The following is a 20082-nucleotide window of genomic DNA, read 5'->3' on the forward strand; positions in this document are numbered from 1 at the left end:
ATTGCGCTCACAGCTAGGGTTTATCCTCCCCAATATAATCCTCAACGTTCAACGGGTTAATCGATTCACACCTAGCTCACCAACCCACCCATGCCTTTTGGCCCTGTCCCTCATCTGGATTAAAATCGAGGAACCGCTTACCTCGCTTCACCATCAGTAAACCCAGAAGGATGGGAATGAAGGGCCTAGGTTTGACAAATGGCCAAAGAATGCGAATCATAATCCCCAGAAGCTTTGACAAGTATCCGAGGAATACTGAGCTCGATTTGTCTCCGGCTTGTTTAGCTGACCTCCGTCAGCCCCGCTTTTGACCGCTTCGTTCCACTCACAGTCAAAAGCAGAATATAAGGAGCGTGACCGCAGGAAACATATTCTAGGGAGTAAAGCTACATTCCCTAAATTTGTTAAAATCAACTTATGCTCGTAATGAACTACCGATACAGGATCTACCCAAATTTTGAGCAAGAACAGCAAATGCTGAGCTGGCTTGAGACGTGCCGCAGGGTTTTTAACTATGCCCTGCGAGAACGTAAAGACTGGATAAATTCTCGGAAGTGTCCAGCAGATCGATGCTCTTTGCAGTCCGAATATATCGTTGCGGCTGATGCCCCTTACCCTAGCTATTACGCTCAGAAAAAAGGATTGGCAGTCGCAAAGAAAGAGAATAACTGGCTTAAAGCTGTCCATTCTCAAGTATTGCAAGAGGTCATTGGACAACTGGATGGGGCATTTACATCTATGAAGGAAAGAGGTCATGGCTTCCCACGCTTTAAGAAGTTTGGGCAGTATCGATCCTTTCTCTTTCCTCAATTCAAGAGCAGCCCCATCCAAGGTAGACAAATTAAGCTGCCCAAAATTGGGCTGATGCCCATTGTCTTCCATCGGCAAATACCAGATGGTTTTGCGATTAAGACAGTGCGAGTCATTCGTAAGCATTCTGGGTGGTATATCTCCCTGTGCTTGGTGGCAGATGTGTCTATCCCAGAGGTGCCGCCTCACGGTCGGTCCATAGGTATAAACGTAGGGCTGAGCTATTTCCTGAGTACCAGTGATGGCGAACAGGTTGATAGACCTCGCTTTTTCGACAAACTTCACCGCAAGCTGGAATTGCTGCAACGATGTTTGAAGCGGAAGCAAAAACGGTCTAATAATCGTGCCAAGCTGATTCAGAGAATAGGGCGAGTCCATGAACAAATTGCGGCATCTCGGCTGGACTGGCAATTTAAGCTGGCTCATCACTTGTGTGACCAAGCTCAGATGATCTTTGCTGAGGATTTGGACTTCCGAATCATGGCAAAAGGCTTGTTGGGCAAACATACTCTTGATGCAGGGCTTGGGCAATTCCTGAATGTGGTTTTGCCTTGGGTTTGCTTCAAGCGTGGAGTTTACTATGCCAAGGTTGACCCTAATGGTACGTCTCAAGAATGCCCTGACTGTGGAGCCAGGGTAAAGAAAGACCTAAGTACGAGGATTCATGAGTGTCATGAGTGTGGGTCTGTAAAGCCTAGAGATGTTGCCAGTGGTCAAGTTATCAATGCCCGTGGTCTATCGGGTATTCAAACTGCAAGTGGACGGGATCTATCGGGGTATCAGGAGACTGATGCTAGACAAGACCGAACGAAGCTTGAAGAACTCAAGAGTAATCTTGAGAAGCCCGCGCTCTATGCGTCAGCATGAGCGTCGGGAGAAGTCACACTCGCTTATTCTCTATTTCGTTGTCCACCCTCAACCTAAAGTGACTCATGACCGTCTCTGAGAACCGCCCTAACTTGCCGCCCTCATCCCGGGTTCTGACCTTGGTGGGTCTGATTCTAATCTTGACCTTCTTTCTAGATTTTTTGGTCCGCTTGACTTCGCCCCAGTTAGGCAATGCAGAAGTCCAACTGACCCTACTCAATGACTTAATCGATCGCGGAGTGATTCCACTGATCGGTTTATCCCTGATTTATGCAGGCTTCTGGTTTCATTTATATACCAAGCCACCCCTCGTTGCTGACACTCAAGACGACAAAGAACTGAGGGCTGCTTGGCAAGACCCCAAGTTCTGGACCTTTGTCTTTGCCAGTCTCCTAGGGCTGATGTTTCTGCTGATTATTCCGTTTCACTATGCCAAAACGGGAGATGTGATTCAGAAGGCCCTCGATCAAGTTGACGCCGAATGGACTCGTAACAAAACCACCATTGATCAGCAGCTCAATCAGGTCAAGTTAGAAGAGCAACAATGGCAAGCCATCGGTAAAGACCCCACTCAGCTTGATCAACTCCTGAATAATCCCCAGATGCCGCCCCAGCAGAAGGCCGCCCTCACCCAGCTCAAGAAAGACCCCCAGGTGCTGAAACAAAATGTGGATGCCCGTGTCAAGCAGCTCCAACAACAGCAAACCCAAGTCGCAGGACAGTTGGCCGATGCTGAAAAACGTAAAGCTGATGTGATCAAGCGGGCTGAAGGAGAACGCTCCATGACCCGTCTCCGAGCAGGGATTCGGGGTATCTTACTTGCGATCGCATTTGCCAGTATCGGCTGGACCGGCCTCCGGGACTCTTCCAACTAGGGCCATCAGAAGACGGCCCGCAAGGTTTAGGGGATAATGACTAGCAGTCTTTAGAACGCATCCTCTCCCATGACCTTGCAGGCTCCCCTTGCCCAACTGATCGAGATTCTGTCCGCAGAGCCCCTTCATATCTCTAGTGCTTTAACCTCCCAGCAGGTTCAAGGCGTTAATACCGATACCCGCAGCCTAAAATCTAATGAAATTTTTCTCGCCTTCTCGGGAGAGAACTTTGATGGTCATCGGTTTGCAGAATCAGCAGTACAGCAGGGGGCCATCGCAGCCATTGTCGATCACCCCATTGACGCAGCCATTCCTCAATTAGTGGTTCCAGATACCCTCGTGGCCTATCAGCGCCTGGGCCAGTGGTGGCGGCAGCAGTTTCAAATCCCAATCATTGCCATCACGGGGTCTGTCGGCAAAACCACCACCAAAGAGCTGATTTCCGCTGTCCTCGGCACAGCTGGATCCGTCCTGAAAACAGAAGCCAACTACAACAATGAAATTGGCGTTCCCAAAACCCTGTTAGGGTTAACGCCCAATCATGACTATGCCGTTGTGGAAATGGGCATGCGAGGACCCGGAGAAATCGCAGAACTGTCTCAAATTGCCCAACCCACCATTGGTGTCATTACCAACGTCGGCACCGCTCATATCGGTCGTTTAGGGTCTAGAGAAGCGATTGCTAACGCTAAATGTGAGCTATTGGCCCAGATGCCCTCAGATAGTCTCGCGGTTCTCAACGCCGATAATTCCTTGCTGATTGAAACCGCCCAAACCGTTTGGTCGGGAGCTCAAGTCACCTATGGCCTTGGATCTGGCGATTTACAAGGACAGCTAGAGACTCAAACCCTACAGGTAGCGGGCCATTCCTTCCCATTGCCCCTACCGGGGGCTCATAATGCGTTGAACTATTTAGCAGCCCTGGCCATCGCCCAGCATCTCAACCTTGACCTAACGCCCCTACAGCGAGGTATATCGCTGGAACTCCCCTCCGGTCGCGCTCGCAAACTCACCCTGCCCAATGATGTGGTGGTTTTAGATGAAACCTATAATGCTGGCCTGGAATCGATGCAGGCAGCCCTCCATTTACTTGCCCAAACACCGGGTGAGCGGCGCATTGCCGTCTTGGGACCCATGAAGGAATTAGGGGACTATGCCGCCGAACTCCATCGGCAGGTAGGTCGCCTAGTACAAGAACTGAATATCGATCAGCTCTTGATTTTAGATGAAGGCTCTGAAGGGACCGCCTTAGCCGCAGGAGCCACTACTATCCCCACTCAGCAGTTTGCCGAGCATCAAGCCTTAATAGACTATCTCGATCAACATATTCAGTCGGGCGATCGCCTGCTGTGCAAAGCCTCTCACTCCGTTGGGCTAGACCGAATTGTTGACCATCTCACCCAAAGCCTAGTCCGTTAGGAAGCTAAAGCCTGACGTTGCGCTTCAATTAACTGTTGAATGCCAATTTCTGCGAGGTCTAGCATTTGATTGAGCTGGGGACGAGGCAAGGTGCCTTCCTCGGCAGTCCCTTGCACTTCTAGCAGCTCTAACTGCTCTGTTGCCACGACATTCAAATCCACTGCCGCACCCACATCTTCGGGGTAATTAAGATCGAGAAAGGGCTGACCTTCTAATAAGCCCACCGAAACCGCTGCCACATGGTGACGAATCGGAGATTGGGATAGCTCTCCTTTGCTCACTAACTGATTAACAGCATCCACTAAAGCCACAAAGCCACCCGTAATGGCGGTGGTGCGGGTGCCCGCATCGGCCTGTAAGACATCGGCGTCTACCACTAGGGTGCGCTCTCCTAGAGCCTGTAAATCGAGGGCTGCTCGTAAGCTCCGACCGATCAACCGCTGAATTTCTTGGGTTCGTCCTGATAATTTCATCAGTTCTCGGCGCTGCCGTTCTGGAGTCGCTCCAGGCAACATCCGATATTCTGCGGTTAACCAACCCTGGCCTGTGTCTTCTAAAAACCTAGGTACGCCAGGCTGCACAGAGACCGTGCAGAGAACTTTCGTCTGCCCGCATTCTGCAAGTACCGATCCAGCGGCAAAGTGGGTATACTCTCGGTGAAACCGAATCGGTCGGAGCTGATCCGGTTGACGGCCATCAGGACGTTGCCAAGTCATGTATGCTAATTCTCAACTACACAGGAACTGGCATTTTCCACCTGCAAATACACAGTATGGGATAGCCAATTTAAGCCCCAATCAGCATACTCTAGTCATCGCCCAAAAGAAATCCAGGCTTAAGTAAAAGATTCTTTCAAAACTTAATACTTCCTATAAAAGTGTTGACGAATCCTATAGATATGGTGTTGACTATGGAGGAAAGTTACAGATGAACGCTACATCTGTTGTTAGCATCTAAACTATGGTAGCCCAGCTAGATACGCCGCCTCGCGCCTTCGACGCCCCATCACGCCACATCATCGAAGGCTTAGTCAAAATCTTTACCGCACCGCATCGCAGCTTTTTCACCTCGGTGATGGCACAAGCACTCCGGGAGGCTGGGCAAGGAACACGGGTACTCGTTGTCCAATTTCTGAAAGGGGGCATCAATATGGGCCACCACCACCCCATGCACCTTTGCCAAAACTTGGACTGGTATCGCTGCAATCTACCTCGCTGTATTGATACACCAGAGCTAGAGACCGATGAAATGCAGGCCATGGAAGATCTGTGGCAACATACGAAAACTGCGATCGCAGAGGGGGATTATTCCCTCGTCATTTTGGATGAACTCAGTTTGGCTCTCCACCTTAATCTCATCCCCGAATCAGAAGTCCTATCGTTGATTGAGCAGCGTCCTCGGCATATTGATATGATTTTGACAGGGCCGAATATGCCCTCATCACTCATGGATGTCGCTGACCAAATTACTGAGATGCGACGCAACGTTTGCCCTTAGTCCGCAAGAGGTTTCTGTGATCAAAAATGATGCCTGGATCACCAGGATGGCTGCTCAAGGCATGATTAGCCCTTTTGAGTCCCACCTGGTCAGGGAAGTTGAAGAAAATCCAGGGGTATCTCAGCGAGTCATTAGCTATGGCTTGTCATCCTATGGCTATGATTTGCGGCTCAGCTCGAATGAATTTCGAGTTTTCCGCCACGTTCCTGGCACCATCGTTGATCCCAAACACTTTAATCCCGCTAATTTAGAGCCTGCGGACCTGCATACCGATGAGAATGGCAGTTATTTTATTTTGCCCGCTCATTCCTATGGTCTAGGGGTAGCCCTAGAGCGTTTAGCAGTGCCTGAAAATGTCACCGTCATCTGTATCGGCAAAAGCACCTATGCTCGTATCGGTCTAATCGCCAATTTGACCCCAGCCGAAGCAGGTTGGCGTGGCCATTTAACCCTAGAGTTTTCTAACTCATCCAGCGCAGACTGCCGGATTTATGCTAATGAAGGGATTGTCCAATTGCTGTTTTTTGAAGGCGAACCCTGCACTGTCAGTTATGAAACCCGTCGGGGTAAATATCAAGACCAAGATGAGCAGGTCACCCTGGCCAGATTATGACTCCCAGTTGATTAACGCCGAATCCAACCGTTAATCGTAAAGCGGCTGTCAGCGAACGTGCGCGAGGGGCAATGAACCGGCAAGACTTCATGCATATAACGGCTGAGAAAAAAGACGATGCTGTTATTGCGAGGATCAACGGTTTGAAAGGAATCGGCTTCAACGTAAAAGTTGTTCTCAATTTTACTGTCGTACACCCGTAGCTCTCCCCCTGAAAAAGGTTTGGGATCCTTGTAGAAGTAGTAAACGTAAGTCAGCTCGCGAGTAGCTGTATCTGGACTACCGCTGTCGTTGTGCAGCTTGTAAAAGTTGCCATCATTATGGGACGTAAGCTGCGTTTCAATCTCAGAGGCTGTAAACACCGGCAGATTGAGTTCTTGCAACACCCCTGGCAAGACTTGTTCAATTCGTTTCATGATGTGATTGGCCAATCCGTCCACATTCGGCAGAATCATGGACTGGCGATAGTCAGGGGTATCCGTTGTAGTTTGGGTCGGTATAAAGGCAGATTCTCGCTGAATGGCTGTTTGGAGTAAGACCTGATGTTCAACGGTTGTTAAGAACTCATCCATCTGCACATAGGGAGATGGGAGCACCTCCGCCGGGACTGGATTGAGGCCTGACTGAATATACATGGGGGGTTCAGTCACCAAGCCCACTAAATGTTGGCTAGAAAAGCAGAGCCCAGCATGACCAGCCTGTAACGGAATTTGGAACAATTCTGGGGGCCGTTCAGGGTGAGACGCGGCCGAAACAGCCTGGAACAGACGCTGTAGCAGTGGGTCTGTAGACTGCAGATAAACCGTTTGATGGTGGCCCCCCTGGAGGAGCAATTCGACTTTAACAATGGAAGGTGTGGTCATAGCTGAGCGTATTTCAGATCATGGCAGCCCACATCAGCTGTCTGGCCTCCAATATCTTAAACCGGTTTCTGATGTAAGGCAGCCTGGCAAAATTGCACAGCGGTTTCCATATCGCTCGTCTGCTGAGGATAGGTCAATAGGGGACGCTTGATGATGATCAAGGTTACTCCCAACGCTTGCGCCACGCGACGCTTAATATCCTCGCCCCCCGGTTGACCAGATGCTTTAGTGACGACAACCGAGATTTGCCATTGCTGCCAGAGGGCTTTTTCCAGATCAAAGGAAATAGGAGGGCGCAAAGCAATGATGCGATCGCAACTAAATCCCGCCTCATCTGCCACCTGAAACGCCCGAGCACGAGGCAAAATTCTCGCAAATAATGTACTGGTGGACTGGCATTCCTTAAATTGCGGGAGCCATTTACTGCCAATCGTTAGTAAAACCCTCTGTCCCTTCAGCGATAGCCCATTCACTAGTTGCGAAACGGTATCAACCTCCACCACCCAGGGATTTTGTGCAGCCGTATTATCAACCCCAGAGGACCGCTCAAATCGTAAGTAAGGAATCTGAAGCCGGGTTGATGCCTGTATGGCCAATTTGGAAATTTCCGTGGCATAGGGATGAGACGCATCCAAAATCACGCCAATTTCTTGATCTTGGCAAAATGTTTGCCAGGTGTGATCCGTTAAAGCGCCCGTACAAATTCTTAGGCTCAACGACGGAGGATACAGATCCTGAGCCGAGTCAGCCAGGGCCGTAACCACGCCAGGGAGGCCAGCACCATCTAACGCAGATGCTAACTGCACACTTTCGGTCGTCCCTCCAACTAGCCAAATTCGAGCAGGCATCTTCAGTCAATTGAGAGTAATTAGCTTTAACATAAATGAACACTGAGTCTATGAACAGACTGCTAAATCAATGCCTAAAGAAAAATGCACTTTAAATAGACTTTTCTGGGCATCCTAGAGATCAAGAACCAATTCGTTCTACCTCAAGGGGGAAACCTAGCAATAGGTTATGAGGTTGTCGATATCAATGCAGAAACTTAAAAAGAAGGCGCTGCTGTTACCAGCCTTTTTACAACTCTCAATAGACTTGAGTACGACTTGGTTGTGGAAATCAATCAGAAAAAACAGGCCCGACATTTGCTCCTTTTTGAGGACAAAGAAGGGCTAAGGTTGGTGCCTCTCGAGGCATCTTCACATTCTTTGGGGCGTGATCCAACCAATTCCATCGTGCTGCACTCAAAAGCAGTCTCCCGTCAGCATGCTTTATTACTGCGGGTGACCAGCTCTGATCCGAATAACTATGGCTTCTTGCTTATTGATGGAGACTTACAAGGCCAACGCAGTACCAATGGCATTAAAATCAATGGGGTTAAATGTCGTTCACGCCGCCTCCAAGATCAAGATCTACTCACCTTTGGCAACCACATTAAAGCCCGATACATTGCCGTAGTTCCTCAATCCGACGCAGAATTTGAGGAATATTGTCGTACCGCTGATCACGAAGCCCTCTTCACCCCTCCCGCCTCTCAATCTACCGTCGTCCCAGAACAACCTTCAGCCCTAGAAGAAGAAGGCCTGGATGAAGCTCCCCTGATCCGACTGGCCTCCTTCCCCGAAATTTCTCCCAGCCCCATGCTAGAGATTAATCTCGATGGGGAACTCACCTATCTCAATCCAGCCGCCGTCAGCGCCTTTCCAGAACTCCCTCTCCTGGGGATGCAACATCCAGCCTTAAACGGCCTGCTCAATTTCATTCACACCTCTGATACCAACATCCTGGTCCGGGAAATTACCGTTGCCGACAAGATGTATGAGCAATCCATTCACTTTATTTCCGAAAGTGATCTGATTCGCTGCTGCGTCTTTGATATTACGGAGCGCAAGCTGGCCGAAGCTGAACTTCGTAAACGCGATCGCTTGCTACAGAGTGTGGCTCAAGCCACCACCCATCTCCTTGAAAATGTCGGATACGACGCCATCGATACTGCTTTGGCGATTTTAGGAGAAGCCGCTGGTGTCGATCGCATTTGTATTTGCAAAAACCACACGCTACCAGACACTGGTGAAAGCGGTACCAGTATGCGATTTGAGTGGATTCGTTCATCCATAGAGTCCGTACGCCACCGTCCCCATAGACAGGAGCAAAGCTATCACTCGCCCCATCTCAGACGTTGGTATCACGCCTTAACGGATGAGGTCACTATTCGCAGCCTGGTCCAAGACCTGCCAGAAATCGAACAACAGGTCTTAGCTCAAGACAGTATTTTGTCGATTTTAGTGGTTCCAATTATTGTCAATCACCGATTTTGGGGATTTATTGAACTGCATAATTGCACCCGCGAATATCACTGGTCTCTGCAAGAAGAGTCCATTCTATTTGCCATGTCAGCCAGTATTAGCGCAGCCTTACAACGACAGGACAAAGAAGAAATTATCCGCCATCAGGCCTTTCATGATGCCCTCACTGATCTGCCCAACCGTGTCCTCTTCAACGACCGCCTGAATATCGCCTTAGCAGCTGCCCAACGGAACAATGGCAGTGTTGCGGTCATGTTTATGGACTTAGACCGCTTCAAGTTAATCAACGACACGTTAGGGCACTCCATCGGTGATGAGCTTCTCCAAGAAGTGGCACTCCGCCTCCAAGATTGTTTGCGAGATGGAGACACGGTCGCGCGGTGGGGTGGGGATGAATTTACCGTTCTCTTACCTAAAATTGAGTCCGTTAACGACGCCATTAACACGGCCTATCGGATTTTGGATGCCCTAAAAGCTGCATTTGTCATCCGCAGACATGAATTGTTTGTCACCACCAGCATTGGCATTGCCATCTATCCCGAAGATGGCCAAGAAGCAGAAATTTTGCTGCAAAATGCGGACGTTGCCTTATATCGCAGTAAAGAGCAGGGCCGGGGCACTTGCCAGCTGTATAACCCAACGATGAATGCCAAAGAGCAATTCATTCTAGAAAACAGTTTGCGTCACGCCTTAGATCGGGATGAATTTATTCTTCACTACCAGCCCAAGGTCAATATCTGTACCGGTGAGATTGTCGGCCTAGAAGCCCTTGTGCGCTGGGAACATCCAGAAATGGGCTTAGTCTCACCCGCCACTTTTATTCCAATTGCGGAAGAAACCGGCTTAATTGTGGAGTTGGGAGAATGGGTATTAAGAACAGCCTGTCAACAAGCCGTGCTCTGGCACCAAATGGGATTAGCGCCTTTATCCGTTGCCATCAACCTATCCGCTCGCCAGTTTTATCAACCGAATTTAGTTGAAATTGTGGCTCAGGTCCTAGAAAGTACTGGCTTAGATCCACAACAACTCGAACTGGAAATTACAGAAACCATTGCGGTTAAAAATATGGACTTTGCAAAGTCCATTCTCTGTAATTTGCAAGCGCTGGGTGTCTACATCGCCATGGATGATTTTGGCACCGGCTACTCTTCCCTCAATTATCTCAAGCAACTCCCCTTCAATACCTTGAAGATTGATCAGTCCTTTATTCAAGATTTAAAGCCTGCGTCTAAGGATATAGAAATTATCAATGCAGTCATTGCCTTAGGCAAAGGCCTCGATCTGAAAGTGGTTGCCGAGGGTGTCGATAATGAAGAACAGCTAGAACTGCTCAGGTCCCTAAATTGTGAAATTGTCCAAGGCTATTTATTCAGTCGCCCCCTGAGTGTGGATAGCACAACAGATATTTTGCAAGCGAATTGGCTCCAACGCAATCAGCCTCAATCCATGTTGCGAACCTTAGTATCTGGTCCAGAGTTAAGTCAATCCACTTCTATGCAGACCTAGACCCACTTTATCGCTGACCAGCATAAATCTATTATCACAAAAACCGTCATAAATGATGGACGATTAGTCGGGAAATAGAGTATCCTTAGATCTTGTGACTTTTTGTGAAAAATTATGCACGCTGAGGAGATCATTCGCTCAATTGAAGCGGAGCATTTCAAAGAAACATTACCAACCATCTATGTTGGCGATACTGTCCGAGTCGGAGTTCAAATCCGAGAAGGCAATAAAGAGCGCACCCAACCCTATGAAGGGACTGTCATTGCTAAGCGTCATGGTGGGATCAATGAGACCATCACCGTTCGGAAAATTTTTCAGGGTGTCGGTGTAGAGCGAGTTTTTCTAATTCACTCTCCTCGCATCACCACTATCAAAGTGGTTCGTCGAGGTAAAGTGCGCCGAGCTAAGCTGTATTATTTACGCGATCGCGTCGGCAAGGCAACTCGTGTCAAGCAACGGTTTGATCGAGAGCTGTAGATGGAGTTTAGGGTTATCCACACATTATCCAGCCCGCCTCAATCGTCCATGAGTGCTACCGTAGCAAGGTAAACTTGAGAAAGTAGAGAGGTCCCTTAGACCCCAAACCTACTCAGTCCATCTAGGTAGCCCTATGCGCCTTTAGTTCAGTTGGTAGAACGCAGGTCTCCAAAACCTGATGTCGGGGGTTCGAGTCCTCCAAGGCGCGCTCAATTCAGATCAGTTTAGATGGACTGTGTCGTGGGCTGAGTCAATCAGATTGCTCTTAGACTCATGCCCTAGGTTCGCTTGATCATGCAATTGCCTAATCTGCACAAGCGATCAGCCCATTGAGTGGGCAAGCTCAATTTACATTCGATAGTGGGCAAGCTCGGAGTATAAATACCCAGCAGTTGGCATCCAAGGATTAGCAAAAGTGGCTAAAAGAAGAAAGAAAAAAAATAACGCAGCAAATAGTCAGCCGTCACCCCCATCCAACATTGATGCGACGTCTGAACCGATAGCTGCCACTACTGCTGATACTGGAGAGTCTTTAGAGAGTTCTAGCTCTACTCCAGAGCGAGCTGCTGTGGCAGCAACTTCTAGTGCCGCTGGCTCTACTAGTTTTTTCCAAAGCACTAAGGAAGAATTTGAGAAAGTGGTATGGCCCGATCGGCAACAGCTGATTAGTGAGTCGATTGCAGTGTTTTTGATGGTCTCTCTCTCTGCGATTATTTTCTCATTCATCGATAACTTGTTTAGGTGGGTTTCCACACTCGTATTTGGATAAGTACCCATGACTGATGACCCCCTAAGTACAACCCCGGCTGTTAGTTCAGTCCCTGAAGGTTCTCTCGAAATTCGGCATTGGTATGCCGTCCAAGTTGCCTCCGGGTGCGAGAAAAAGGTCAAGCATAACCTTGAACAACGTTTGCAAACCCTAGATGTTGCAGACCGCATTGTTCAAATTGAAATCCCGCAAACGCCCACCATCAAAGTTCGGAAAGATGGCAGCCGTTTAACGGGCGAAGAAAAAGTATTTCCAGGCTATGTGCTAGTCCGCATGATCTTAGATGACGAAACCTGGCAGGTGGTCAAAAACACCCCCAACGTCATCAACTTTGTCGGTGCCGAACAACAACGTCGGTACGGTCGTGGCCGTGGCCATGTCAAACCGATGCCTCTCAGCCCTTCAGAAGTCGAGCGAATTTTCCGCCAGGCCCAAGAACAAGAGCCTGTAGTCAAAGTCGATATGTCTGTTGGCGATAAGATTCAAGTTCTCAATGGTCCATTCAAAGACTTTGAAGGTGAAGTAATTGAAGTTAGCCTTGAGCGGAACAAGCTCAAAGCGCTACTTTCGATTTTTGGGCGGGATACCCCCGTAGAATTGGAATTTAATCAGGTGAAAAAAGAGTAATTCATCCATGGCAAAAAAAGTAGTAGCAATCATTAAATTGGCAATCGCAGCTGGCAAAGCCAACCCTGCTCCCCCAATTGGACCCGCCTTAGGACAACATGGTGTCAACATCATGATGTTCTGTAAGGAATACAACGCCAAAACGTCTGATCAAGCTGGGCTCGTCGTACCTGTTGAAATTTCAGTTTACGAAGATCGCAGTTTTACCTTTATCCTCAAAACACCCCCAGCGTCCGTTCTGATCAAGAAAGCCGCTGGCATTGAGAAAGGATCAGGTGAACCCAACCAGACCCAAGTCGGCCAAATCACTAAGGCTCAATTGCAGGAAATTGCCCAAACCAAAATGCCTGACCTCAATGCCAATGACATTGAAGCAGCCATGAATATTGTGGCTGGAACCGCCCGCAACATGGGCGTTGCTGTCGTTGATTAAGCCCAGGCATCGGAGTATGATTTAGTACCCGTCTTTGTTAACCCATTTGGGGAAGAGGCCATTGCTTCGCTAATACCCCAGGAGTAAATTATGACTAAGAAAGAATCTCGCCGAATGCGCGAGTTAAGACAGCAAGTTGCAGAACGCGCTTATGAGCCGCTAGAAGCACTAGAGTTGCTGTGTAAAACGGCCACGGCTAAGTTTTCAGAATCTGCTGAAGCACATATTCGTCTCGGTATTGACCCCAAGTATACGGATCAACAACTACGGACAACAGTTGCCTTACCCAAAGGCACCGGTCAGGAAGTTCGCATTGCTGTAGTCGCCCGTGGAGAAAAGGTCAAAGAAGCTACGGATGCCGGTGCCAATATCGTTGGCTCTGAAGAGCTGATCACTGAAATTCAGCAAGGTCGGATGGATTTTGACCTACTGATCGCGACCCCAGATATGATGCCCCAGGTCGCCAAAGTGGGTCGAATTCTTGGTCCTCGCGGATTAATGCCCTCTCCTAAAGCAGGAACTGTGACCTTCGATCTGCCGCAAGCCATTGAAGAATTCAAAGCTGGTAAGCTTGAGTTCCGCGCAGACCGCACCGGCATTGTTCACGTGATGTTTGGCAAAGCAACATTCTCTGCAGAAGATTTGTTAGAGAACCTCAAAGCATTGCAAGACACCATTGATCGGAATCGTCCTTCAGGTGCCAAGGGAAAGTACTGGCGAAGTCTTTATGTATCGGCCACTATGGGACCATCCATCGAAATCGATATTTCGTCTCTGCGAGACCTAACCCTGGCTGAATAAGTCTGGAAACACCCAAATTTTTTCAAGGATAGAGCCTTTGAATTAATCCCTCAACTGAATATCGAAAGACCGTAGATGGTAGGGGCTAAATGCTTAATGGCCTACTGAGGTTTTGAATGATTGCCCTTAAAACACTCTGTTAACGTTTTGAGTCAGCACTCTCAAAAGACCTTGGCCCTACCCATAGCCAAGGTCTTTTGTTATGGGGATAAGTTTCATTTTCATGTACCGATTAAGGAGGTGAACAGAAGGATGGGTAGAACCCTAGAAGATAAACAGCAAATTGTAGCAGGACTGCAAGAGAACCTAAGTGATGTCGTCATGACGATTGTCATCGACTACAAAGGGTTAACTGTTGCTGAAATCACGGAGCTGCGAAATAAGCTGCGGCCTGCAGGGGCTCAGTGCAAAATCACCAAAAACACCTTGATGCGTCGAGCCATCAAAGGTGATGAAAAATGGGAGCCTTTATCAGACTGGTTATCCGATTCCTCTGCTTTTTTGTTGATTAAGGATGACTTAGGTGGTGCCATTAAGGCCTACCAAGCCTTTCAAAAAGAAACCAAGAAAACGGAGCTTCGGGGCGGCATCATGGATGGCCAACTCCTCTCCAAAGAGGATATCAAGGCTATCGGTGACCTCCCGTCACAAGAAGTCTTGATGGCTCAAATTGCTGGTGCTATCAATTCTGTAACTGCCAAAGTTGCTGTGGGTATCAATGAGGTTCCCGCTTCACTGGCCCGGGCGTTACACGCTCATGCAGACTCTGATAAATCTGCCTGACCGCATTCTCGATCAAACCATTGAATACATATAAGGAAGTGAACCATGTCTGCAACTGAAGAAATTCTAGAAAAGCTAAAATCCCTAACCCTCCTAGAAGCTGCTGATCTAGTCAAGCAAATTGAGGAAACCTTTGGTGTGAGCGCTGCTCCTGCCGCTGGTGTGATGATGGCAGCACCTGGTGCACCAGGTGCTACTGAAGAAGCTGAAGAGCAAACTGAATTTGATGTCGTCTTGGAAGAAGTCCCTGCCGACAAGAAGATTGCCGTTCTCAAGGTCGTCCGTACTCTAACCGGCTTAGGTTTGAAAGAAGCCAAAGAAATGGTGGAATCTACACCCAAATCTATTAAAGAAGGGGTTTCCAAAGAGGACGCCGAAGAAGCCAAGAAGAGCCTGGAAGATGCAGGCGGAAAAGTTGCTCTCAAGTAAGCAGCTTTCGCAGTTACCCATTAGCCTGGTTCACCAGGCTGGATAAACTGTATCTTGCACCATTCAAATCACAATTAAAGGCTTGCCGAGACAAACACTCTCTCAGCAAGTCTTTAATTGTGTGATGATGTCAACGGTGGGGGGCGTAAACAAATAGATTTGATGCCCCAGTTGTTGTTGATGTCCTGAGATCGCACATGTACTGCCAGCAGCAAAATCGGCAAATCGTTGAGCCAGTTCAGTCCCCAAGCTGGCAAAGTTTAATAAGATAACGGTTCCCCCCTTGAGGGCATCGACCGCCTGGGCGGTTTCTTCAAAAGTTTGGGGGGTAAGAACAGCAATTGTATAATTAGATAGCCCGGGAAGTGGCAGTAAGTTAGCCATACTTGCTCACCTGAATCCATTGATCGTTACCGTCTAAACTAGCGCAACTTGTCAATATGCAGAAGCCTTTACTGCCAAAAGATTGCCAATTGCGCCCTGCCATAGCCACAGATATCGGCTCAATTCGGCGATTAGTCTGGTCTGCCAGACTGGATCCGACGCAAATCCGATGGGCTCAGTTTTGGGTGATTGAACAGAATTTAACGATTGTTGCTTGTGGCCAACTACGGGTCTTTCCAGGCGCTCAAGAACTCGGTAGTTTAGTCGTTAAATCCACCCATCAAGGTCAAGGGTTGGGAACAATCTTGGCTCAACACTTAATCGAAAATGCATCCCACCCCCTCTATCTCGAATGTCTCGGGCAACGACTATGCCAGTATTATCAACGAATGGGATTCCAGATCGTTGAGTGGCAGGAACTTCCCCAGGGCTTAAAGCGAAAATTTGGACTCTCCAAAATCGCTAAAACCCTATTCCGCATTCCTGTCGAGTTTATGTACTATTCTTGAACCCTCGATGACTTTGAAAGGGTAGTATGCTTATCAGTCTAATGAACGAAATTAGGGAGTTCTGGCTGAGGAGAAGACGGATAGGATGATTGGAGCTCTACATCTACCGTTGGAGGTTGTTTCTTCTCCACAGGAGACTGAGGAATAGGTAAAGCCAAAGCCTGGGGGCTAGTCTGCCGAACGTCGGATGTATTCTGTAAACCTAAGGCAGCAAGCTTACGACAGCAAATCGCAAATGCATCGGAAACGCTACTCACAGAATCAGTTGCTGACCAAGGAGAGACTGCGGAAGAAGAGACCATCAGAGAATCGTCCACAGCTACGGTGGCATACCCAAAGGAGACCATTTGGCGAGGGGTTACTTTGGCATTCGGTGCAAATGTGTTGGAATTATTTTTCAGCACCGTCTTATATTCATAAATGCGGGCCTGTTGGCGACGAAGTTGCGATCGCAAGTCCTGACAAATCGACTGAAACTCTTGCAGCTTCTCTGCTTCTCGCCGAGAATCACGCTCGGCATTTTCTAAATCTTGTTCGAGTTGGACCTGATGGGATTCATGCCCCACTAATTGCTCAGTGAGAGAATCGATCAAGCATTGCTGATATTGCAGCAAATCATGGGCGGTTTCCAATTCTTGCCGCAAGACTGCCACATCTGCTTCTCCCAACATTGTATCGACTGGCAGTAGCTTGTCTTGCCACCGATGGCTATTAAGCTCAGAACCCACCAAGGTTTTGAGCCTAGGAACAGAAGGTGGAATGATACTTTCGTCGTGCATGGGAGTGCCCTATGAATTGAGCTATGGTGGAATTGGACTCAAAGCAATTTATCTACGTACGCTTTGAACCGTATAACATTCCATATCTGCAGACCTAGGATTAGAGAAAAATATTTAAGCTAAAACTGAAGCCTAGAATTGATAGCTGCTCGAACGGTTCACAACCGACAGATACAGAACGCAACCTTAAAAACGTCAGTATGGGACCACCTCATACAAGATAGCTTTTTCTTCAGGGGAAGCAGGGCAATATCAGTGGTTTGAAACCTAAATTTACATATATTTATCAAAATTAGATGACATCTTGACGATGCTGGATAAAAACCACCAGACTCAGCATTCCCACCATGATTAGTCCTAATTTCAGCCAATGTTTACCGACATTGACGGCAAATGCAGTGCCAGCCTTGTCATGAAAACGACCGACTAACAGTTCTGCAGCTGCAATCGCAGTCCCACGTTTCTCTCGCCAGTCGCTAAACTGATCTTGCCAAGTGTCCAATTGGTCACGATAATCCTTGACCTTATCGTTATAGTCTTCTATCTCATCTTCATAGGTAGACCGATTATCAGCCGTTAATTTAGGAGGATCACCCGGATCCTCAGGTTTAGCAGGCTGAGGCTGATCCACTGCTGGATCATATTCTTGGCGTAGGGCAGGAAAGGTACATTGAGTAAATATTTGCGGCCCCAGACACTGGCATTTTTCTTGGTCCTTGTCACTCAACTTTTCGCGCTCGTCTGACGACAGTTGCCAACAAGAATCTCCGGCAATATCCTTACCCACATCAGACAATGTAATTAAACTCTCATAGGGCCAACGCGTGACCGTGATTTGGCTAAGGACTTGTCCTGGCGTCCCTAAAGAATCAAGAGAGATAATGGCTCCAGAAAAAGTAATTTGGGGGAGCAGAAATAGAATGGTTAGCAAAGGAGCCACACTCTGATTAGGGGCCAATGCGGAGACAAATAGACCCATGACCATGCCGCCCAAAGTGGCTAAGAAAAGAGTGAAATACATGCCCAGCAGGTTGTGCCAGTCAATCGGCAAGTTCACGGCCAATACCTTAGTCAGCAAAAAGATCGCCGCTTGATACAGGGCTAGCAGCAAACTGAGCCATACCTTAGAGAGCACATAGGGCAAAATTTTCAGCCCAATCATCCGTTCACGTCGGTAGATCTCCCGTTCTTTGACAATCTCCCGCATCATCGCCAAGCTACCGACCATCACAGCAGTCAAGACCGTGATAAATAAAAGCGTAAAGACCTGTCCCGGATCGCCATTCGTGACATCAAACATGGGGCGCTGCCACATGACAAAATCCAGCAATCCCAAGATGGGGGCTAATGCCAGCATCAAAATCAGGCTGGCACGATCCTGACGCAAGATAGTCCAATTGCGCTGGGCCAGAATAGAAAATTGTCGCCAGCCCGAAATAGCGGTCGTTCGGGGCTGAGGGGGCTTAGATTTCGCTTTTTGGGGCGTCGTCGGGACAGATAAAGTCGCCTGACGCTGAGTGATGTAGGTCTGATAGAGGGTGGACTGACGGTATTGCTGTTCCCATGCTTCTGGGGTTTGCTCCCCTTCTATTTTTAGGTAGATTTCATCGAAATCCTCCACCCCAAAATAGGTAAGGGCTTCGGCAGGAGGGCCAAAATAGGCAATCCGTCCTCCCTTAGCCAAAAACACAACCAGGTCACAAACCATCACATTTTTGGTGGCATGGGTAATCAAGAGAATAGTTCGCCCTTGATCCGCTAGCCGCCTCAGTAAGCGCATCATCAAGGTTTCAGTACCAGGGTCCAAACCCGAGGTAGCTTCATCCAAGAAAAACAAACTGGGTTGGGTCAATAGTTCAACCCCAATAGAGACCCGTTTACGCTGACCTCCACTTAAGGAACGCACACGCAGATGCTCCCGTTCCCGCAGCTCTAAATCTTGGAGAACGGATTGAATCTGCTGTTTGCGCTCGGCGCGCGTTACATCAGCCGGAAGGCGTAAGCGGGCAGCATAATCCAGGGCCTGACTCACCGTTAATTCGCGGTGGATAATATCGTCCTGGGGAACATAGCCCAGGTCCGTGCGAAAGAGGTTGAAGTTCTTATATAGATCCTGCTCATTCACTAAGACCGAGCCACTGGTAGCGGGGCGGAGTCCATTTAAAGCGTCGAGGAGAGTCGACTTCCCTGCTCCACTCACACCCACTACAGCGACAAACTCCTGGGGCAGAATAGACAAGGAAATGTCGTTTAAAAGAATATTGTTCTTACTGGTCACCTTACTCAGATGGACTGCATCTAGACGCAGATTTCCCGAGTCATTCTGCTGAATCAGAGTTTCATCAAAGTTAAAGACAAAGTGATACGGACCGATACGAATGGTATCGCCAGGACGGAGGGGTTGAGGATTACGGAGCTGCCGACCATTAACATAGGTGCCATTCGACGAATGGAGATCTTCGATCACCCAGGTGCCGCTTTTGAGGTCAATTTGGGCGTGAAACCGGGAGACTACAGGATGATCAATCACCGTAGTATTGCGTGGATCACGGCCAAAGCTCAGGCTTTTCAACTCTCGCAACACAAGGGTTTCGACCTGTTCGATGACATCCGTTTGCGGAATGACCTGATAGGTCAACGTGACCTGATCATCAATGGAGAAAAAATCTCCATCCTGGAGGGCTTTCTCCTGAATCCGGTCTCCCGCAAAGGTGAGCCCATGGGCACTCCCTAGATCACTAATGGTGTAGGTCTCATTCTCCCAACTCAAGCGGGCATGACGGTCAGAGACCACAGGTAAATCGATGACAATATCACACTGGGGATGTCGGCCTAGGGTCAGGATTTCTTGGTTGAGGGGAAAGTCCTGGGTCCATTTAGAAGTGGTGACTTGTAGAACGCGATCGCAATGGGTTTGACTAACGACCGTTCCTGGCAAGATTGACTCTTGGGGAAACACCCCTGTTCCCAGGGTTTCTCGGAAATGAATGGCCGTATCGCCAATCTGAATCTCATCTCCAGGATGGAGATTGATAGGTTCGTTCGATAGCAACGGTTTCTTGTTGACTTGGAGGATAGCTTGGTTACTCAACAGCTTCAGAACATAATGATCGGTTTGCCACAAAATTTCGGCATGGTGCGGCAGTATCGATCCACTTTCCAAGACAAGGGAGTTATCTGGATCAGACCCAATACTAAAGGTGGCTTGCGTTAACCGAAATTCTCGATTGATCTCTTCGCCATCAGTAATGACATGAAGCTGAGCAGATGCAGTAAGCATAGTGGGGCAAGGATAGGATGGAAGCTAAGAGTTTAAAGGCAGTCATACAAAAGCC

Annotated in this window: 21 protein-coding genes and 1 tRNA gene; 15 read left to right on the forward strand and 7 right to left on the reverse strand. The window is 48.4% G+C overall.

Annotated elements, in window-relative coordinates; genetic code table 11:
* Positions 1-76 precede the first annotated feature (76 nt).
* Positions 77-220 (reverse strand): hypothetical protein, encoded by a 144-nt coding sequence (locus I1H34_RS25070; RefSeq protein ID WP_212663578.1) that lies wholly within the window; start codon positions 218-220, stop codon positions 77-79.
* A gap of 254 nt (positions 221-474) precedes the next feature.
* Between I1H34_RS25070 and I1H34_RS25075 the strand changes: the two genes are divergently transcribed.
* The 3 genes from I1H34_RS25075 to I1H34_RS25085 all read left to right on the forward strand — a co-directional run bounded on the left by I1H34_RS25075 (position 475) and on the right by I1H34_RS25085 (position 3971).
* The gene (locus tag I1H34_RS25075; protein ID WP_249369609.1) at positions 475-1677 is read left to right on the forward strand and encodes an RNA-guided endonuclease InsQ/TnpB family protein; all 1203 of its coding nucleotides are present in this window, start codon (positions 475-477) and stop codon (positions 1675-1677) included.
* A gap of 65 nt (positions 1678-1742) precedes the next feature.
* Positions 1743-2552: an HpsJ family protein gene (locus tag I1H34_RS25080; RefSeq protein WP_212663580.1), complete on the forward strand. Its 810-nt coding sequence runs from the start codon at positions 1743-1745 to the stop codon at positions 2550-2552.
* A gap of 69 nt (positions 2553-2621) precedes the next feature.
* A complete protein-coding gene (locus I1H34_RS25085; RefSeq protein ID WP_212663581.1) occupies positions 2622-3971 on the forward strand; it encodes a UDP-N-acetylmuramoyl-tripeptide--D-alanyl-D-alanine ligase in 1350 nt (449 codons plus the stop codon).
* Here I1H34_RS25085 and rph read toward each other — a convergent pair.
* Positions 3968-4687, reverse strand: a complete 720-nt coding sequence (gene rph, locus I1H34_RS25090; RefSeq protein ID WP_212663582.1) for a ribonuclease PH — start codon at positions 4685-4687, stop codon at positions 3968-3970. The genes I1H34_RS25085 and rph overlap by 4 nt on opposite strands.
* 244 nt (positions 4688-4931) lie before the next feature.
* On the opposite strand from rph, the gene I1H34_RS25095 reads away from it, so the two are divergent.
* Together I1H34_RS25095 and dcd are read left to right on the forward strand one after the other, a co-directional pair.
* Positions 4932-5468, forward strand: coding sequence for a P-loop NTPase family protein (locus tag I1H34_RS25095; RefSeq protein WP_212663583.1), 537 nt, complete (start codon positions 4932-4934; stop codon positions 5466-5468).
* 16 nt (positions 5469-5484) lie between these two features.
* The gene (dcd, locus tag I1H34_RS25100) at positions 5485-6081 is read left to right on the forward strand and encodes a dCTP deaminase (protein ID WP_212666432.1); all 597 of its coding nucleotides are present in this window, start codon (positions 5485-5487) and stop codon (positions 6079-6081) included.
* 11 nt (positions 6082-6092) lie between these two features.
* On the opposite strand, the gene I1H34_RS25105 is transcribed toward dcd, so the two are convergent.
* Both I1H34_RS25105 and I1H34_RS25110 read right to left on the reverse strand, forming a co-directional pair.
* Positions 6093-6944 carry a 2OG-Fe(II) oxygenase gene (locus I1H34_RS25105; RefSeq protein ID WP_212663584.1) on the reverse strand — a complete coding sequence of 284 codons (852 nt, stop codon included), beginning with the start codon at positions 6942-6944 and terminating at the stop codon, positions 6093-6095.
* A 56-nt stretch (positions 6945-7000) separates the two neighbouring features.
* Complete coding sequence (locus tag I1H34_RS25110; protein WP_212663585.1) at positions 7001-7792, reverse strand: cobalt-precorrin-6A reductase; 792 nt, start codon at positions 7790-7792, stop codon at positions 7001-7003.
* Positions 7793-8050: 258 nt separating this feature from the next.
* Between I1H34_RS25110 and I1H34_RS25115 the strand changes: the two genes are divergently transcribed.
* From I1H34_RS25115 to rplL, 9 genes are all read left to right on the forward strand, one after another.
* Positions 8051-10756: an EAL domain-containing protein gene (locus I1H34_RS25115; RefSeq protein ID WP_212663586.1), complete on the forward strand. Its 2706-nt coding sequence runs from the start codon at positions 8051-8053 to the stop codon at positions 10754-10756.
* Positions 10757-10870: 114 nt separating this feature from the next.
* Positions 10871-11233 (forward strand): 50S ribosomal protein L19, encoded by a 363-nt coding sequence (rplS, locus tag I1H34_RS25120; protein WP_212663587.1) that lies wholly within the window; start codon positions 10871-10873, stop codon positions 11231-11233.
* A gap of 135 nt (positions 11234-11368) precedes the next feature.
* Positions 11369-11441, forward strand: a tRNA-Trp gene (locus I1H34_RS25125).
* 207 nt (positions 11442-11648) lie between these two features.
* Positions 11649-12002: a preprotein translocase subunit SecE gene (secE, locus tag I1H34_RS33130; RefSeq protein ID WP_396124528.1), complete on the forward strand. Its 354-nt coding sequence runs from the start codon at positions 11649-11651 to the stop codon at positions 12000-12002.
* 6 nt (positions 12003-12008) lie between these two features.
* Entirely contained in the window at positions 12009-12629 is a 621-nt protein-coding gene (gene nusG / locus I1H34_RS25135) for a transcription termination/antitermination protein NusG (RefSeq protein WP_212663588.1), read from the forward strand.
* 7 nt (positions 12630-12636) lie between these two features.
* Entirely contained in the window at positions 12637-13062 is a 426-nt protein-coding gene (gene rplK / locus I1H34_RS25140) for a 50S ribosomal protein L11 (RefSeq protein ID WP_212663589.1), read from the forward strand.
* Between the two features lie 90 nt (positions 13063-13152).
* Positions 13153-13863: a 50S ribosomal protein L1 gene (gene rplA, locus I1H34_RS25145; RefSeq protein WP_212663590.1), complete on the forward strand. Its 711-nt coding sequence runs from the start codon at positions 13153-13155 to the stop codon at positions 13861-13863.
* A 252-nt stretch (positions 13864-14115) separates the two neighbouring features.
* Complete coding sequence (gene rplJ, locus I1H34_RS25150; protein ID WP_212663591.1) at positions 14116-14646, forward strand: 50S ribosomal protein L10; 531 nt, start codon at positions 14116-14118, stop codon at positions 14644-14646.
* 45 nt (positions 14647-14691) lie between these two features.
* Complete coding sequence (gene rplL / locus I1H34_RS25155; RefSeq protein ID WP_212663592.1) at positions 14692-15075, forward strand: 50S ribosomal protein L7/L12; 384 nt, start codon at positions 14692-14694, stop codon at positions 15073-15075.
* Positions 15076-15177: 102 nt separating this feature from the next.
* Here the strand turns inward: rplL and I1H34_RS25160 are convergent, their stop codons facing one another.
* Positions 15178-15459 (reverse strand): cell division protein SepF, encoded by a 282-nt coding sequence (locus I1H34_RS25160; RefSeq protein WP_212663593.1) that lies wholly within the window; start codon positions 15457-15459, stop codon positions 15178-15180.
* 56 nt (positions 15460-15515) lie between these two features.
* On the opposite strand from I1H34_RS25160, the gene I1H34_RS25165 reads away from it, so the two are divergent.
* Positions 15516-15968 carry a GNAT family N-acetyltransferase gene (locus I1H34_RS25165; protein ID WP_212663594.1) on the forward strand — a complete coding sequence of 151 codons (453 nt, stop codon included), beginning with the start codon at positions 15516-15518 and terminating at the stop codon, positions 15966-15968.
* A gap of 38 nt (positions 15969-16006) precedes the next feature.
* Here I1H34_RS25165 and I1H34_RS25170 read toward each other — a convergent pair whose 3' ends face one another.
* Both I1H34_RS25170 and I1H34_RS25175 read right to left on the reverse strand, forming a co-directional pair.
* Positions 16007-16747 (reverse strand): hypothetical protein, encoded by a 741-nt coding sequence (locus I1H34_RS25170; protein ID WP_212663595.1) that lies wholly within the window; start codon positions 16745-16747, stop codon positions 16007-16009.
* Positions 16748-17039: 292 nt separating this feature from the next.
* Positions 17040-20027, reverse strand: a complete 2988-nt coding sequence (locus I1H34_RS25175; protein ID WP_212663596.1) for an FHA domain-containing protein — start codon at positions 20025-20027, stop codon at positions 17040-17042.
* Positions 20028-20082: the final 55 nt, after the last annotated feature.

The sequence above is a fragment of the Acaryochloris marina S15 genome, from assembly GCF_018336915.1.
GTDB classification, from domain to species: Bacteria; Cyanobacteriota; Cyanobacteriia; order Thermosynechococcales; family Thermosynechococcaceae; genus Acaryochloris; species Acaryochloris marina_A.